Annotated in this window: 13 protein-coding genes and 1 pseudogene; 8 read left to right on the forward strand and 6 right to left on the reverse strand. The window is 64.0% G+C overall.

From position 1 onward, the window contains the following. Positions 1 to 18: 18 nt before the first annotated feature. Positions 19 to 2,322, reverse strand: coding sequence for a VC_2705 family sodium/solute symporter (locus tag AC1Q5W_RS06160; RefSeq protein WP_492643260.1), 2,304 nt, complete (start codon positions 2,320 to 2,322; stop codon positions 19 to 21). Further along, on the reverse strand, positions 2,319 to 4,712 hold the full coding sequence (gene ppsA, locus AC1Q5W_RS06165; protein WP_492643261.1) for a phosphoenolpyruvate synthase: 2,394 nt from the start codon (positions 4,710 to 4,712) through the stop codon (positions 2,319 to 2,321). The genes AC1Q5W_RS06160 and ppsA overlap by 4 nt, the downstream gene beginning before the upstream one ends. A gap of 218 nt (positions 4,713 to 4,930) precedes the next feature. Here ppsA and ppsR point away from each other — a divergent pair, with 218 nt between their 5' ends. The 6 genes from ppsR (at position 4,931) to hemP (ending at position 10,476) form a co-directional block, all read left to right on the forward strand. After that, entirely contained in the window at positions 4,931 to 5,752 is an 822-nt protein-coding gene (ppsR, locus tag AC1Q5W_RS06170) for a posphoenolpyruvate synthetase regulatory kinase/phosphorylase PpsR (RefSeq protein WP_492643262.1), read from the forward strand. 281 nt (positions 5,753 to 6,033) lie between these two features. Beyond that, on the forward strand, positions 6,034 to 8,184 hold the full coding sequence (locus AC1Q5W_RS06175; protein WP_492643263.1) for a TonB-dependent receptor: 2,151 nt from the start codon (positions 6,034 to 6,036) through the stop codon (positions 8,182 to 8,184). A 198-nt stretch (positions 8,185 to 8,382) separates the two neighbouring features. Then, positions 8,383 to 9,054 (forward strand): energy transducer TonB, encoded by a 672-nt coding sequence (locus AC1Q5W_RS06180; protein ID WP_492643264.1) that lies wholly within the window; start codon positions 8,383 to 8,385, stop codon positions 9,052 to 9,054. Positions 9,055 to 9,082: 28 nt separating this feature from the next. Further along, complete coding sequence (locus AC1Q5W_RS06185) at positions 9,083 to 9,799, forward strand: MotA/TolQ/ExbB proton channel family protein (RefSeq protein ID WP_492643265.1); 717 nt, start codon at positions 9,083 to 9,085, stop codon at positions 9,797 to 9,799. Between the two features lie 12 nt (positions 9,800 to 9,811). Then, positions 9,812 to 10,249 (forward strand): ExbD/TolR family protein, encoded by a 438-nt coding sequence (locus tag AC1Q5W_RS06190; RefSeq protein ID WP_492643266.1) that lies wholly within the window; start codon positions 9,812 to 9,814, stop codon positions 10,247 to 10,249. 11 nt (positions 10,250 to 10,260) lie between these two features. Beyond that, positions 10,261 to 10,476, forward strand: coding sequence for a hemin uptake protein HemP (gene hemP, locus AC1Q5W_RS06195; RefSeq protein ID WP_492643267.1), 216 nt, complete (start codon positions 10,261 to 10,263; stop codon positions 10,474 to 10,476). Positions 10,477 to 10,548: 72 nt separating this feature from the next. Here the strand turns inward: hemP and AC1Q5W_RS06200 are convergent, their stop codons facing one another. Next, positions 10,549 to 10,953: a heme-binding protein gene (locus AC1Q5W_RS06200; protein ID WP_492643268.1), complete on the reverse strand. Its 405-nt coding sequence runs from the start codon at positions 10,951 to 10,953 to the stop codon at positions 10,549 to 10,551. Positions 10,954 to 11,081: 128 nt separating this feature from the next. Between AC1Q5W_RS06200 and AC1Q5W_RS06205 the strand changes: the two genes are divergently transcribed. Continuing rightward, positions 11,082 to 11,771, forward strand: a complete 690-nt coding sequence (locus AC1Q5W_RS06205) for a Bax inhibitor-1 family protein (RefSeq protein ID WP_492643269.1) — start codon at positions 11,082 to 11,084, stop codon at positions 11,769 to 11,771. A gap of 139 nt (positions 11,772 to 11,910) precedes the next feature. Then, complete coding sequence (locus tag AC1Q5W_RS06210) at positions 11,911 to 12,246, forward strand: hypothetical protein (RefSeq protein WP_492643270.1); 336 nt, start codon at positions 11,911 to 11,913, stop codon at positions 12,244 to 12,246. Positions 12,247 to 12,289: 43 nt separating this feature from the next. On the opposite strand, the gene rlmD is transcribed toward AC1Q5W_RS06210, so the two are convergent. The 3 genes and pseudogenes from rlmD to AC1Q5W_RS06225 all read right to left on the reverse strand — a co-directional run. Beyond that, positions 12,290 to 13,735, reverse strand: a complete 1,446-nt coding sequence (gene rlmD / locus AC1Q5W_RS06215; RefSeq protein ID WP_492643271.1) for a 23S rRNA (uracil(1939)-C(5))-methyltransferase RlmD — start codon at positions 13,733 to 13,735, stop codon at positions 12,290 to 12,292. A gap of 69 nt (positions 13,736 to 13,804) precedes the next feature. Then, on the reverse strand, positions 13,805 to 14,845 hold the full coding sequence (locus tag AC1Q5W_RS06220) for a sigma-70 family RNA polymerase sigma factor (protein ID WP_492643272.1): 1,041 nt from the start codon (positions 14,843 to 14,845) through the stop codon (positions 13,805 to 13,807). Positions 14,846 to 14,856: 11 nt separating this feature from the next. Next, positions 14,857 to 15,210 (reverse strand): annotated as a pseudogene (locus tag AC1Q5W_RS06225) (peptidoglycan DD-metalloendopeptidase family protein); the annotation flags it as partial. Positions 15,211 to 15,436: the final 226 nt, after the last annotated feature.

Here is a 15,436-nt window from a genome sequence, read left to right on the forward strand (position 1 = left end):
GCAAGGCGAAGCCTGCCATTATAGCCCAAGCTGGCTATGTGCGGCTAGCGGCTTTTCCGGGCGGGCCAACAGGCTCACTAGCACCGTCATGGCGAATCCGGCCGTGACGCCGAAAACCCCTGCCGATACAGGCTGGATACCCCACCATAGCCCGTCACCCGCCAGCCCGAGCGCGGCCCGCACGGCCGGTATATTGATAGCCATGTAGTAGATCGTGATGCCCAGACCGGCCAGCATGCCCGCCACGGCGCCCGATCGGGTAGCGCCCTGCCAGAAGATTCCGAGCACCATCGCCGGGACAAAAGCGGAGCCGGCCAGTGAAAACGACGCCGAAACCAGGTACAGAATGCCCGCTGGCCGCTGCGCCGCCACATACGCCGCAACCAGTGCGACCACGAGCAGGGCAAACTTGGACCACATCACCCGCCGCATGGCCTGGGCCTTGTCGCTATCCCCCTCAAAATACACATCGTGGGCCAACGCATTGCCGATGGTCAGCAGCAGGCCATCGGCCGTGGACAACGCCGCGGCCAATCCGCCAGCCGCCACCAGCGCCGAAACCACGTAAGGCAGCCCCCCGATTTCGGGACTGGCCAGCATCACCAGATCGGCCCCGAACTTCAACTCAGCGAACTGCAGGACGCGATCGCCATTGACATCGGATACCGTCAACAGCGTTGCATCCCGTGCCCACTGCGCCACCCAGGACGGCAACTGGTCAAACGGCTGCCCCACCAGATGCGCCATCACCTCGTATTTGACCAGCACGGCCAACGCCGGCGCCGACAGGTACAGCAAGGCTATGAAAAACAGGGACCACGCCACCGAGCTGCGGGCTTCGGCCACCGTCGGCGTGGCGTAATAGCGTGTCAGCAAATGGGGCAGACCAACCGTACCCACCATCAGGCAAAACATCAGGGCCAGAAAGTTCAGCCGGGAGGTCTGAAACGTTTCCCGCTCTTGCGCCGAGCCCACAGGATCCCCTGCAAACGGCGTCGTATGCGAAGGCATGCCTCCCAGAGGCTTGGCCCGCTCCAGGTTTTCGGTCAATTCCCGGGACCAGAGCTCGCGGGCGGCAGCAGCGTCCTTGGGCACGGCGGCGAGCTCGCGGCGCAACAGCATCGCACGGTCGTCGTCGGCTTTCATGCCTCCCATGGCGCGGAGTTGATCACGCAAACCCTGCCGCTCGGTCTGCAGGGCCTCATCCACATCCTGCAGCTTTTGTTCGTAAACACGGGCCCGCCGGGCGAATTCATCCGTCACCTGCCGCTCCGCTGGCGAATTCACCAACTCCAGCTCCATGGCAGCGATTTTCTGCAACTGTTGGCCGTAGGCGAAAGGCGCCAGCGGGTTCCCGATCTGCTTGTAGGACAACCAGGAAACCGGAATCAAAAACGCCAGAATGATGACAACGTACTGCGTGACCTGCGTCCAGGTGACCGCCCGCATGCCGCCCAAAAACGAACACACCAATACGCCGCCCAACCCCAGCAAAATGCCAATCTCAAAGTGAACCCCGATCAGCCGGGAGGTAATGAGCCCCACGCCATAGATTTGCGCCACCACATAGGTAAAGGAGCACAAGACCGCGGCCAATGCGGCAATCATGCGGGGCCAGCGCCCGCCAAAACGCACCGCGAAGAAGTCGGGCACCGTATACAGGTTCATGCGCCGTAGATAGGGCGCAACCAGCAGTGCGACCAGGCAAAACCCGCCTGTCCACCCCAGAACATACGCCAACCCTCCGGACTGGGCGTCGGTGCCGGAAAAACCCTGCAGATACAGCCCGCCCGCCAGGCTGATGAAGGAGGCCGCACTCATCCAGTCCGCCGCGGTAGCCATGCCGTTGTACATCCCTGGAATGCGCCGGCCGGCAACGTAGTATTCGGCCGCGTCCGCGGTGCGGCCGTACACCCCAATGACGGCATACAAAACCAGGGTTGCCGAAAGAAAGATGCCGGCTACCCAGACCTTGGACATCCCCCAGCGCTCGGCCACTGCCAAAAGCAACAGAAACGCCAGCAGGCCCGCAACATACAGGGCAAACCGCCGATGCAGCTTGCGCTTGTACAGGGCATAAGCCCTGGCATCAAACCCCGGTTCAGGCCCCTCACGCCGATTGGCAAGCCAAGCGAACAGGAACACGATGGCGATGAAAACCACCACCGAACCCTGGGCCGCAAACCAGAACCCGACCGGCCAGTTCGCCACCACGAACTGGAGGTCATGGGCAAAAAAGACCACACCAAACGACACGGCAAACCACAGCGCCAGAAGCCCTGCATGCAGAGCCCCAAAGCGCGCGACTGCCGGCACCGTCATTTGGCGGCGAGCTGCTGCCAGGTAGAAATGACAGAGTCGGGATTGAGGGAAATCGACACAATCCCCTCGTTCACCAGCCATTGCGCAAAATCGGGGTGGTCACTGGGCCCCTGGCCGCAAATACCAATGTATTTCCCCTGCCGCTTGCAGGCGGCTATGGCCAGACTGATCAGCGCCTTGACGGCAGGGTCGCGTTCATCGAAATCCGCCGCCAGCAACTCCAGCCCCGAATCCCGGTCCAGGCCCAGCGTGAGCTGGGTCAGGTCGTTGGAGCCAATCGAGAAGCCATCAAAGTACTCCAGGAACTGGTCTGCCAGGATGGCATTGCTGGGAATCTCGCACATCATCACCAGCTTGAGTTCGTTCTCGCCCCGCTTGAGGCCGTGGCGGGCCAGCAGTTCGGTCACGCGCTGGGCCTGCCCCAGGGTACGCACAAAGGGCACCATGACCTGCACGTTGTTCAGGCCCATGTCGTTGCGCACACGCTTGAGCGCCTCGCACTCCATGGCGAAGGCCTCGCCGAATTCGTGGCTGACATAACGCGCAGCACCGCGGAAACCCAGCATGGGGTTCTCTTCTTCCGGCTCGTAACGGCTGCCGCCGATCAGCTTGCGGTACTCGTTGCTCTTGAAGTCCGACAGGCGCACGATGACGGGCTTGGGCCAGAAGGCGGCCGCAATGGTGGCAACCCCTTCCGCCACTTTGTCGACATAAAAGGCACGCGGCGAAGCATGGCCACGCGCCACCGATTCAACCGCCTTTTTCAGATCGGCGTCGATGTTCGGGTAGTCCAGGATGGCCTTGGGGTGCACGCCAATGTTGTTGTTGATGATGAATTCCAGGCGGGCCAGGCCCACACCCTCGTTGGGCAACTGGCAGAAATCAAATGCCAGTTGGGGGTTGCCCACGTTCATCATGATCTTGACCGGGCTCGCGGGCATGGTGCCGCGCTGCACTTCGGTCACTTCGGTTTCCAGCAGACCGTCATAGATGAAGCCGGTATCACCCTGGGCACAGCTCACCGTCACCAGCATGCCATCCTTCAGGGCGTCGGTCGCGTGGCCACACCCCACGACCGCCGGAATGCCCAGTTCACGGGCAATGATGGCGGCGTGGCAGGTGCGCCCACCGCGGTTGGTCACGATGGCGGCCGCGCGCTTCATGACCGGTTCCCAGTTGGGGTCCGTCATGTCGGTCACCAGGATGTCGCCAGCCTGCACCTTGTCCATCTCACTGATGTTGTGCACGATGCGCACCGGGCCCGTACCGATCTTCTGACCAATGGCCCGGCCTTCGACCAGCACCGAACCCGACTCCTTGAGCTTGTAGCGGAACTCGGCCTGGTTGCCGGCCTGGCTCTTCACCGTTTCAGGGCGCGCCTGCAGGATGTAGAGCTGGCCGTCCACGCCGTCCTTGCCCCATTCAATATCCATGGGGCGGCCATAGTGCTGCTCGATCACCAGGGCGTAGTGGGCCAGTTGCTCCACATCAGCGTCGGTGAGCGAATAGCGGTTGCGCAACTCGGGTGGCACATCGGTGGTTTTGATGAGCTTGCCGCCCTGGGCTTTTTCTTCCGGGGTGGTAAACACCATCTGCAGCAGCTTGGAGCCCAGGTTGCGGCGGATGACGGCACGCTTGCCCGCCTTGAGCATGGGCTTGTGCACATAGAACTCGTCCGGGTTGACGGCGCCCTGCACCACGGTTTCGCCCAGACCGTAGCTGGAGGTGATAAAAACCACCTCCGAAAAACCGGACTCGGTATCGATGGTGAACATCACCCCCGCAGCGCCCAGATCGGAGCGCACCATGCGCTGGATACCAGCGCTCAAGGCCACCACGTCATGGGCAAAGCCCTTATGCACGCGGTAGCTGATGGCGCGGTCGTTGTACAAGGAGGCAAACACCTCGCGGATCTTGCGCAGGATGTCCTCGATGCCATGCACGTTCAGGAAGGTTTCCTGCTGGCCAGCGAAGGAGGCATCGGGCAGGTCTTCGGCCGTCGCGGACGAGCGCACGGCAAAGGTGGCATCGGCATTGCCGGCGCTGAGGGTGGCAAAGGCCTCACGAATGCCTTTTTCCAGCTCGGGCGGAAACGGCTGGACTTCGACCAGCGCCCGGATTTCGGCACCGACCTGGGCCAGGGCGCGCACGTCCTCCACGTCCAGCGCCGCCAGCTTGGCACTGATCTTTTCGGTCAGGCCGCCGAATTTCAGGAATTCGCGGAAGGCGTGGGCCGTGGTGGCGAACCCGGTGGGCACTTTGACGCCGGTGGGCAGGTGGGAGATCATCTCCCCCAGGCTGGCGTTCTTGCCGCCGACCGACTCGACATCGGTCATGCGCAGGTTTTCAAAAGGTACGACCAAATCGGTCGGGCTGAAAAGTTTCGACATTGCTAAGCTCCGGAAGTTAAAACCGTTTTGCAGCCCTCAAGCCGGCACCAGACCCGCCTGCAGCCGCCATTTCCCGTTGTCTGTCGTTGTTCTGGTTAAATCCGGGAAATGCAAAAAATGCGCTAAATTGCAGACATTGTAGGGGTCGCCCCACGGGGTCACCAACCACACCGTCGATCCCCACTTGCACTACTCTGACACTCCAACCCTGCCCCACCATGACCCACCGCACCGTATTTTTTGTCTCCGACGGCACCGGAATCACCGCCGAGACATTCGGCAACGCCATCCTCGCCCAGTTCGAGACCAAGGCGCGCCACGTCCGCCTGCCGTTTTGCGACACCGTGGACAAGGCACACCAGGCGGTGCGCCAGATCAACCATACTGGCGTGGTGGACGGCTACCGGCCCATTGTGTTCACGACCCTGGTCAACATGGAGGTGCTCAAGGTCATACAGGACGGATGCCAGGGCATGCTGCTGGACATGTTCGGCACCTTTGTGCACCCGCTGGAAAAGGAGTTCAACCTCAAATCCAGCCACCGCATTGGCCGCTTCAGCGATGCCAGCAAGAGCAAGGAATACCAGAACCGCATCGAAGCCATCAACTTCTCGCTGGCCCACGACGACGGCCAGATGAACCGCGATCTGGAGCAATCCGATGTCATCCTGGTGGGGGTCAGCCGCAGTGGCAAGACGCCGACCTCGCTGTACCTGGCCATGCAATATGGCCTCAAGGCCGCCAACTACCCGCTGATTCCGGAAGACTTTGACCGCCGGCAACTCCCCCCCGCCCTGGTGCCGCACAAGGGGAAGATCTTCGGCCTCACCATCCAGCCCGAGCGATTGAGCGAGATTCGCAACGAACGCCGCCCCAACTCCAAATACGCCTCCTTGGAGAACTGCCGCCACGAAGTCAGCGAGGCCGAGGCCATGATGCGGCGCACCGGCATCCGCTGGCTGTCCACCACCACCAAGTCGATCGAAGAGATCGCCACCACCATCCTGCAGGAAATCCACCCGGAGCGGCTGGTGTATTAACCCCCGACGCGGTGCGCCAAGCGGCGCACCATGCTTGCGGCAAGGTCATTTTTATTTTTAATAGGAATGATTCGCATTTGTATATAAAATAGGCGCTGTCCATTTCCACAACAGCCAGCCACGCCACGTACCGCTTCAGCGCCGTGCCATAGCCAGCCAAACAACGCCCCACCCGGGCCGCTGCCGCCATGCCACCACGCCGAAATTGCACCCAAAATAGCCCCCCAGGCCCCGTCAAATCTGCGCAAGCAGCTACAAAACCGATAGCGCCGAGCACGCTGTTGCCGATCAGCGCCATGCTGTTCATGGCCCCCCTGGGCGCTGCGGCACAAGACGCCAGCGATCCGGCCCCCACCCTGCCCACCGTGGTCATCACGGAACGGGCCGAGGCAACGACCGGCAAAGACGCCTACCGCACCACCCAAACCGCCATCGGCAAGGGCAATCAGCAGCTGCGCGACATTCCCCAGTCCATCACCGTGGTGACCGAGCGCCTCGTGGATGACCGCAATCTGGACACCCTCAAGGAGGTGCTGCACAACACCGCCGGCGTCACCTTCCAGGCCTCCGAGGGCGGTGAGGAGGACATCCGCCTGCGCGGCTTCTCGCTGGCCACCACGGGCGACATCTTTGTGGATGGCATGCGCGACCCGGCCTTCTACGAACGCGACACCTTTGCCAACGACCGCATCGAATTGCTGCGCGGCTCGGCGTCCATGTTGTTTGGCCGGGGCTCCACCGGCGGCGCCGTCAACCAGGTCAGCAAGCAACCCCGCACCGAGGACGTCAGCGAGATCTCCACCACCCTGGGGAGCTACAACTACCGCCGCGTCACCGGCGACTTCATCCTCCAGACCAGCGAAGACGCCGCGCTGCGCATCAACGCGATGGCCACCCGGGCCGACAATAATGGCGCGGGCAGCCGCGTGGACAAACGGGGTCTGGCCGCAGCCTACCGCTTTGGCATCGACACGGCAGACGACGTCACCCTCAGTGTGTACACGCTAGAAAACAACAATGGCATCAACTACGGCATGCCGTGGATCAAACCCACGTCCGCCGCCCCCACGTCGTCCAGCACGCTCAACAACCGCCTGGACCCCAGCGCCTACTACGGCATGGCCAGCGACTACAATAAGGGCACCGCCAACTACGTCACGGCCAGCCACACGCACCGCTTCCAAGACGACAGCACGCTCAAGACCACGCTGCGCAAGGGCCTGTACACCCGGGACCTGCGGGCCAGCGCCATCCGGCTGGCCGCCGGCACCGGACTGGACAACTTCTCCGATGCCACGGTGCTCACCCGTGGCAACAACCCCAAAGTCCAGGACCTGGACGCCACCTACGCCCAAAGCGACTACAGCACCCAGTTCTCCGCGCTGGGCCTAAAGCATGAGGTACTGGCAGGCATCGACCTCGCACGGGAAGCCAAAAACGTCTACCGCGTCAGCGCCGCCACCAAGCCGAACACCACGGTGGGCACGCCCGACGACGGGGCATGGATCGACGAGGGCGCCCGCACCACCAGCGTCTCCAGCGCCTTCGTGGCCGACAATCTGGGCCTGTATGCCCAGGACATGGTGCAGATCGCCCCCAGCTGGAAGCTGCTGGGCGGCCTGCGGTTTGACCGCATGCGCGGCAACTTCGACAACATCGCGGCCAGCGGCGCCATCACCACCTCCTACAACCAGACCATTGCCGACTGGAGCCAGCGCTGGGGCGTGCTGTACCAGCCCGACGCGCGCAGCTCGTTCCACTTTTCCTACGGCACCTCGTTCAACACCTCGGCCGACACCTACTCCTACAGCGCCCTGAGCGCCAACACCGACCCCGAGCAAAGCCGCAACATCGAATTCGGCGCCAAGCTCGACAGCGCCGACAAGCGCTTCAGCACCCGGCTGGCGGTGTTCCAGTCCACCAAGTACAACGAACGCAACACCGATCCCGACTCCGCCGCCACCGCCATGCTGCTCTCGGGCAAGCGCCACACCAGCGGGCTGGAAATCGACCTCAGCGGCCGCCTGACGCCCCGTTGGGAAGTGTTCGGTTCCTACATGTGGATGCCCGACGCCATGATCGACGTGGCCGCGCCCACGGCGACCGCCGGCGAGCGCGCGGGTGAACGCCCGTCGCTGACCCCGGTCCACAGCGGCACCGTGTGGAGCACCTACCAGCTCGACTCCGCCTGGCGCGTGGGGGGCGGCATCAACTTCCGCAGCGAACAGGCCCCCAACCGCAACCCCGGCTTCATGGCACCCGCCTACGCCACGCTGGACCTCATGACCGAATACCGCTTCAGCGAGCGTTACGTACTCAAGGGCAACATCACCAACGTGACCAACGTCCTCTACGCCGACGCCCTGTACACCGCGTTCTACGTGCCGGGCGCGGGGCGCAATGTGCAAGTCACACTGAACGTCCAATTCTGATGACCCCACGGCATGAACCTGCTCCAACCTGTTCCACAAGGATCTCCATGAACCTGCTATCAACCCTGGGCACCAGCCTGCTTCTGGCCGTGGGATCAGCCTGGTGGATTTGCCGCCCGTAAGCCCCGCGGGGCAACACGCCGCCAGCTTCTACACTATGTGGTCTTTTTTCCCGCCTTTTCACACCCATCTGTCCGCATGAACCGCACTCTCTCCATCGTCGCTGGCGTCGTGCTGTTGCACATCGGTGCGCTGTGGGCGCTGCAAACCGGGCTGCTGCGCCGCGTGACCGAATTGCTGGTGCCGGCAGAAATCCTGGTGGAAATCACGGCCCCCAGCGCGCCCGCCACAGTGCCCCCCACCGTGGCACCCCGGGCACCCAGCCCTGCCCCCGCGGCGCCCAGGCCGCCGGCACCGGTCAAGGCCCCCGCGCCGGTGGCGGCCCCCACGCCACAAGCCACAGTGGAACCGGCCCCCGCCAGCACCGCACCGGTGACCGTGGCCACCACCACGGCGCCGGCCAACGCAGGCGCCACGGGCACCGTCACCCCGTTTCCGGCCGGCAGCCCGACCGGCAGCGCCTCGCGGGTGGACCTGCCCTCCAGTGACGCCGACTACCTGCACAACCCCAAGCCGCCCTACCCGCCCCTGAGCAAGCGCCTGGGCGAACAGGGCAAGGTGGTGGTGCGGGTCTTCATCGGCACCGACGGCACGGCGCAGAAAGCTGAAATCAAGCAGTCCAGCGGGTTTGACCGCCTGGACCAGTCCGCCCTGGCCACCGCGCTGCGCTGGCGCTACCTGCCCGGCAAGCGCGCCGGCGTGCCCGAAGCCATGTGGTTCAACGTGCCGTTCAATTTTGTTCTTGAATAACCCAATCTGAATTTTTAGTGGAGTAGTTATGGATTCGCAACTCGGACTTTTGAGCCTCTGGACCCAGGGCGACTGGGTGACCAAATCAGTCGCCCTGATGCTGCTGCTGATGTCGCTGGCCTCGTGGATCGTCATCCTGACCAAGGCGCTGGATATCTTCAAATACCAGGGCGCGGGCCAGCGCACCGAGGCGTTCTGGCACAGCGAAGACTTCGACAGCGGTCTGACCCGGCTGGGCCCGCAGGACGGCAACCCGTTTGTGCAACTGGCGCTCGCCGGACGCGAGGCCACGGCGCACCACCGCAACGCCAAGACCCAGTTGCACGACACGCTGGACACCAGCGAGTGGATCAGCCGCTGCCTGCGCAACGCCATCGACGACAGCACGGCGCGCTTCCAGTCGGGCCTGGCCATCCTCGCGTCAGTGGGTTCCACTGCGCCCTTTGTCGGGCTGTTCGGCACGGTCTGGGGCATCTACCACGCGCTCATGGCCATCGGCGCCTCGGGGCAGGCCAGCATCGACAAGGTGGCCGGGCCCATCGGTGAGTCGCTCATCATGACGGCGCTGGGGCTGGCAGTGGCCATTCCCGCGGTGCTGGGCTACAACGCCCTGGTGCGGGGCAACAAGGCCATCCTGACCCGCCTCAACCGCTTTGCACACGACCTGCACGCCTACTTCCTGACGGGTGCCCGGGTGGGCAACGCGGCGGCCGATGGAAAAATCGTCGCCATGAAGAAAACCTGAAGGAGAGACCCCATGGCATTTGGTATGCACGACACGTCGGCCGACACCGACTCCGAGGTCATGAACGAGATCAACATGACGCCCCTGGTGGACGTGATGCTGGTGCTGCTCATCATCTTCATCATCACCGTGCCGGTGATGAAAAACGCCGTCAACGTGGAGCTGCCCAGCGCCACCAGCCAGCCGGTGAGCGCCAAGCCCGAGACCATCCAGCTCAGCGTGGACGCCCAGGGCGGCTATTTCTGGAACCAGAACCGGGTGACGCAGGCCGAACTGCCCGCCCTGCTGCAGGCGGAGGCGGGCAAGAACCCGCAACCCGACCTGCACATCCGGGGTGACAAGGCCGCACGCTACGAATTTGTGGCGCAGGCCATGGCGGCAGCCCAGCAGGCGGGCCTGCGCAAGATCGGCTTCATTACCGAGCCGCAGGCGGCCGCAAGTGGCCACTGACCGGATTGACCGTGCAACGCCCGCTTTCCCTTTCGCGCCATCCGGGTGCAACGCCACCCGGTGCGCCACCCGTCACCGACGCCAAGGGCCCGGGTACGGACACCGGCGATGCCGTGCTGCACTCCGCCGACTTGCTGGGTGCGCGCCAGGCCGTCGAGATCGAGCACAACGGCCAGCGCTACCGCCTGCAAGCCACCCGCCAGGGCAAGCTCATCCTGACAAAATAGGCACAAAACGGCCTACAGACCGCACAGGTCCTGCGCAGGCAGCTATCAAAAAGTGAGTGAATCTGTGCGCCGTTACGCCACAGCGGCCACGCCGGCCTTGGCGATTTGCGCGTCTTCGCTGGACTTGACACCGCTCACACCCACGGCCCCGAGGCACTGGCCGTCCTTGAGGATGGGCACGGCGCCTTCGAGCATGCCTTCAAGCATGGGTGCGCTCAGGAACGAAGCGCGTCCACCGTTGATCATGTCTTCATAAATTTTGCTGTCGCGCCGGCCCAGGGCCGAGGTGCGGGCCTTGCTCTGGGCGATGTGGGCCGAAATGGGCGCCGCGCCGTCCAGCCGCTGGAACCACAGCAGATGGCCGCCGTCGTCCACGATGGCAATGCTGGCCGCCCAGTGGTTCTTGACCGCTTCGGCTTCGGCAGCGGCGGCGATCGCCCGGACGTCGGAAAATTCGAGAATGGCTTTTGTTTTCATGGCAAATGTCTCTGTTATGGTTGCGGGGCGCAAGCATAACGTCTGGCGGCAGCCCCGGGCGCGGCAGGGTCTTGATAAGCCCTAGAATGGCCCCACCTGCTGCGGGCAGTAATTGAAGGAGTTACACCATGGACAACCGAATGACCTCTCTGGATCTTGGCTATCTGGCTTCCAGCGAACAGCGCAACCGGGTTTTGCGCAACACCTACGGACTGCTGGCGCTGAGCCTGCTGCCCACCGTGCTGGGGGCTTGGCTGGGCGTTGAACTGGGGCTGGCCGCGCTGTTCCGTGGCTGGCTGGGGATGATCCTGTTCATGGGCGTGGCCTTTGGCTTCATCTACGGCATCGAGAAGACCAAGAATTCCGCCGCCGGCGTGCCCATGCTGCTGGGCTTCACCTTCTTCATGGGCCTGATGCTCTCGCCCATGATCCAGGCGACCCTGGGTTTCCGCAACGGCCCGCAACTGATCATGACGGCGTTTGCCGGCACCGCTGGTGTGTTTATGGGCATGGCCGCGCTGTCCAGCGTGATCAAGCGTGAACTGTCGGGCATGGGCAAGTTCCTGTTCGTCGGCCTGATCATGCTGGTGATCGGCGGCCTGATCAACGCCTTTGTCGGGTCGACTACCGGCATGATCGTGCTGTCCATGATCAGCATCGGCATCTTCAGTGCCTACATGCTGTATGACCTCAAGCGCATCGTGGACGGCGGCGAGACCAACTACATCAGCGCCACCCTGGCCCTGTACCTGGACATCATCAACGTGTTCCAGAGCCTGCTGGCCCTGCTGGGCATCTTTGGCGGCGAGCGCGAGTGATCGCCCCGAGCGAACACCCCGCCCCGCTCCGCGAAAAAGGCCCATTCGGGCCTTTTTCTTTGCCTGCGCGGCGCACCGCCCGCTCAATACCCGGCACAATTTGCCGATATAGAACCCAGACACCCACCACTGCCGCCCCATGATCGCACGCCTCACCCTCTTCGCCTTGACCCTGTTGCTGGCCGGTTGCGACCTGGCCAGCCTGATGGCCGACCCCAGGGAGGCCCAGCGCGAGGCCGACGCCCGAGCCATCGGCAGCGCCTGCCGGCACGGCCTGCGCAGCCTGGAAGACTGCTACGCGCTCAACGAGAAGGCCTCCAAGGCCGCCGTCTTTGCCGGCTGGAAGGAGATGGACCAGTACATGCGCGACAACAAGATCGAAGGCATCGTGCCGGTCGGCAAGAAGCCCCCGGAGCCGACCGAAGAGGTGGTGACCGAGGCCAAATCCAAAGCCGAGGAAAAAACACAGGAGTAACCCGCCTGCGCCCCGGCGCAGCGGGTCGGGGCACTGCCGGGCGTCAGTCCTGCAACTCAAACACCGCCATGCTTTCCACGTGCGCGGTGTGCGGGAACATGTTGACCACCCCGGCGGATGCGCAGCGGTACCCCGCCTCCACCAGCACCCCGGCGTCACGTGCCAGCGTGGCGGGGTTGCAGCTCACGTAGACAATGCGCCGGGGCGCCGTCCAGGCGCGCTCCGCCCCACTGGCCACACCGTCTTTGATGCGCTGGCGCAATGCCGCCAGGGCCTGCACCAGGGCGTAGGCGCCCTCGCGCGGCGGGTCCACCAGCCATTTGTCGGCAGCACCATCTCCGGCCAGCACTTCGGGCGTCATTTCAAACAGGTTGCGCGCTACAAATTCAGTAGCTGCCAGCGCAGGTAAATGGCGGCTTGCAGCCTGATTGAAGGCGTAATTCTCGCGGGAGCGAGCGACCAGCGCCTCCGCCCCCTCCACGCCCAGCACCGCGCGCGCCTGCGTGGCCAGCGGCAGCGTGAAGTTGCCCAGGCCACAGAACCAGTCAATCACCCGTTCCTGCTTGCCCACGGCCAGCAGACCCAGTGCCCGGGACACCAGGACGCGGTTGATGTGCGGGTTGACCTGGGTGAAGTCGGTCGGGCGAAACGGCATGGTGATGCCAAACTCGGGCAAGGCGTAAGCCAGCTGCCCGGTGGTGTGGCCCGGCAATTCGTCCATCCGGTGCACGGTGTCCAACCCCTTGGGCTGCAGCCACCACTGCACGCCGGGGTGCGCCTGCGCGAACGCGCGCAAACGCTGCAGGTCCGCGTCGCCCAGCGGCTCCAGGTGGCGCAACACCAGGGCCGTCACGTCGGCGCCGCCCATGTCCCCCACGGCCAGCTCGATTTGCGGGCACGCCTCCACGGCGTCCAGCGAGGCGATCAGCGAGCGCAGGGGCATCAGCATGGCGCCCACGTGCGGTGCCAGCACGTGGCACTCCTTCATGTCGGCCACATAGCGGCTCTTGCGCTCGTGGAAGCCCACCAGCACCGCGCCCTTCTTGCGCACATGGCGCACCGACAGGCGGGCCCGGTAACGGTAGCCCCAGGCAGGTCCTTCAATGGCGCGCAGGATGTTGTCCGGCCTGACCTTGCCGATATGCCACAGGTTGTCTTCCAGCACGCGCTGTTTCACCGCTACCTGGGCGCCAATGTGCAGATGCTGCATCTTGCAGCCGCCGCAGGCGCCTTCGTGCAGGCCGAAATGCGGGCAGGCCGGGCGCACGCGTTGCGAGGATTCCACATGGATCTCGGTCAGCGTGCCCTTCTCAAAGCTGCTCTTGGTACGGTGAATCTGGGCGCTCACCACCTCGAAAGGCAGCGCACCATCAATGAACACCACTTTGCCATCGGGCTTGTGGGCAACGCCCTGGGCTTCCAGGTCCAGGGATTTCACCTGGAGCCAGCCCTCGGGCAGGTTTTTTTCAGTCGAAATGGGTTCTGTCATACCCGCAATTGTCTCAGGTACGGCGCCGCCCTTGCGCGGCAGCGGCATCACACCGGCGCCACCCCGGCGTCAGATCAGCGATTCGCGGGTAATGCCGTTGCGCGTCAGGTGGCGTTTGAGCTTGAACAGCGCCTCGTTTTGCACCTGCCGCACCCGCTCGCGGGTCAGCCCCAGGCGGATGCTGAGCACATCCAGGGTTTCCGGCTCCCGGTCATGCAGGCCGAAGCGCCCCTCCAGCACCTCGCGCTCGCGTTCCGTCAGAGCGCCCACCCAGTCCTGCAGCAAGCGGTCAACCTCGTGCGACTGGGTGATGTCTTCGGGGGCCAGCGCCAGTTCGTCCACCAGCGTGTCACCCAGTGAATGCTCGTCGCCGGTGCTGTCCAGCGCAGCGTCCAGCGAGCGGGGCGACTCGGCCATGGAAAGCAGATCCGCCACATGGCTGGTTTCCTGCCCCAGCAGCGCGGCAATATCTTCCACCCGGATGCCTTCAGGCCGCCGGGCGACAAGCGCGGCATCGTTCTCCAGCATGCGCCGCGCCCGCATCACGTGCTGGACTTCCCGCACCACGTTGACCGGCAACCGCACCGCCCGCCCCTGGTACATGAGCGCGCGGTCCACCGACTGGCGTATCCACCAGGTGGCGTAGGTGGAAAACCGGAAACCCCGCTCGGGTTCGAACTTGTCGATGGCGTGCATCAGGCCCAGGTTGCCCTCTTCGATCAGGTCGGCCATGGGAACGCCGCGCCCCATATAGCCCTTGGCGATGCTCACGACCAGACGCAGGTTGTGCTCGATCATGCTCTGGCGCGCCTCGAAGTCGCCCGCCCGGGCGCGTGTGGCAACTTCAAACTCCTGCTCAGGCGTGAAGAGTTCGGTCCGCCGGACGCCGCGCAAGTACAAGGCCAGGGCGTCCACCGACTCGTCCTGCGCGGAGTCCGCCGACGGCTCGCTGTGGGTCAGGGCGTCCAGTGCGTGCAACGCGACCGCGTCGATTGCCACGGGGGCACTGTTGGCGTGCGGCGCAAGGGCGTCGGTGTGCGTCGGCACATCCCCCGCCGCCGGGAAAGCAGCAGCACAGGCAGCAGGACCAGGTGTGCGGGGTTTCTTCATGGTGCTCTCCGCTACCGGGCCGGCAGATACGGGGCCGGATCAACCGGCTTGCCCTTCATGCGCACCTCAAAATGCAGCTTGACCCGGTCGGACTCGCTGCTGCCCATTTCAGCAATTTTCTGCCCCCGGCGAACGAGCTGGTCTTCCTTCACCAGCAGAGAACGGTTGTGGGCGTAGGCACTCAGATAGGTGTTGTCATGCTTGAGGATGACCATGTTGCCGTAGCCCCGCAGGCTGGAACCGGCATACACCACGCGGCCATCGGCTGCCGCCCGTACCGGGTCACCGGCCGTGCCGCCAAAATCCAGGCCCTTGTTCCTGGACTCGTCAAATACAGCGATAACGGGGCCATCGCTGGGCCAGGCCCATGCCAGCTGATTGAGCGCGGCGCAACCGGCCAGGACCAAAGCGGAGACCAGCGCGGCCAAGCCATGCGTTCTGTAGCGTCTGACTATCTGACTCAGCCTCAACATGAGCAGTCCTTTCACACACCCCAACACACCGCATCAAACCACCGTAGCCGTCACCCCATTTTCATCGCAAAAACACGTACAACGCAAACAGTGGACCCCATTTTGGAATCCACACCGG

Source organism: Rhodoferax sp. MLSD5-FHT05B10, from assembly GCF_058793415.1.

Excerpts from the sequence above, each read along its gene's own strand:
- rlmD (WP_492643271.1), bottom strand. The coding sequence starts at position 13,735 with ATGACAGAACCCATTTCGACTGAAAAAAACCTGCCCGAGGGCTGGCTC.
- AC1Q5W_RS06180 (WP_492643264.1), top strand. The coding sequence starts at position 8,383 with ATGAACCGCACTCTCTCCATCGTCGCTGGCGTCGTGCTGTTGCACATC.
- AC1Q5W_RS06200 (WP_492643268.1), bottom strand. The coding sequence starts at position 10,953 with ATGAAAACAAAAGCCATTCTCGAATTTTCCGACGTCCGGGCGATCGCC.
- AC1Q5W_RS06190 (WP_492643266.1), top strand. The coding sequence starts at position 9,812 with ATGGCATTTGGTATGCACGACACGTCGGCCGACACCGACTCCGAGGTC.
- AC1Q5W_RS06210 (WP_492643270.1), top strand. The coding sequence starts at position 11,911 with ATGATCGCACGCCTCACCCTCTTCGCCTTGACCCTGTTGCTGGCCGGT.
- AC1Q5W_RS06220 (WP_492643272.1), bottom strand. The coding sequence starts at position 14,845 with ATGAAGAAACCCCGCACACCTGGTCCTGCTGCCTGTGCTGCTGCTTTC.
- AC1Q5W_RS06205 (WP_492643269.1), top strand. The coding sequence starts at position 11,082 with ATGGACAACCGAATGACCTCTCTGGATCTTGGCTATCTGGCTTCCAGC.
- AC1Q5W_RS06160 (WP_492643260.1), bottom strand. The coding sequence starts at position 2,322 with ATGACGGTGCCGGCAGTCGCGCGCTTTGGGGCTCTGCATGCAGGGCTT.
- AC1Q5W_RS06185 (WP_492643265.1), top strand. The coding sequence starts at position 9,083 with ATGGATTCGCAACTCGGACTTTTGAGCCTCTGGACCCAGGGCGACTGG.
- ppsA (WP_492643261.1), bottom strand. The coding sequence starts at position 4,712 with ATGTCGAAACTTTTCAGCCCGACCGATTTGGTCGTACCTTTTGAAAAC.
- ppsR (WP_492643262.1), top strand. The coding sequence starts at position 4,931 with ATGACCCACCGCACCGTATTTTTTGTCTCCGACGGCACCGGAATCACC.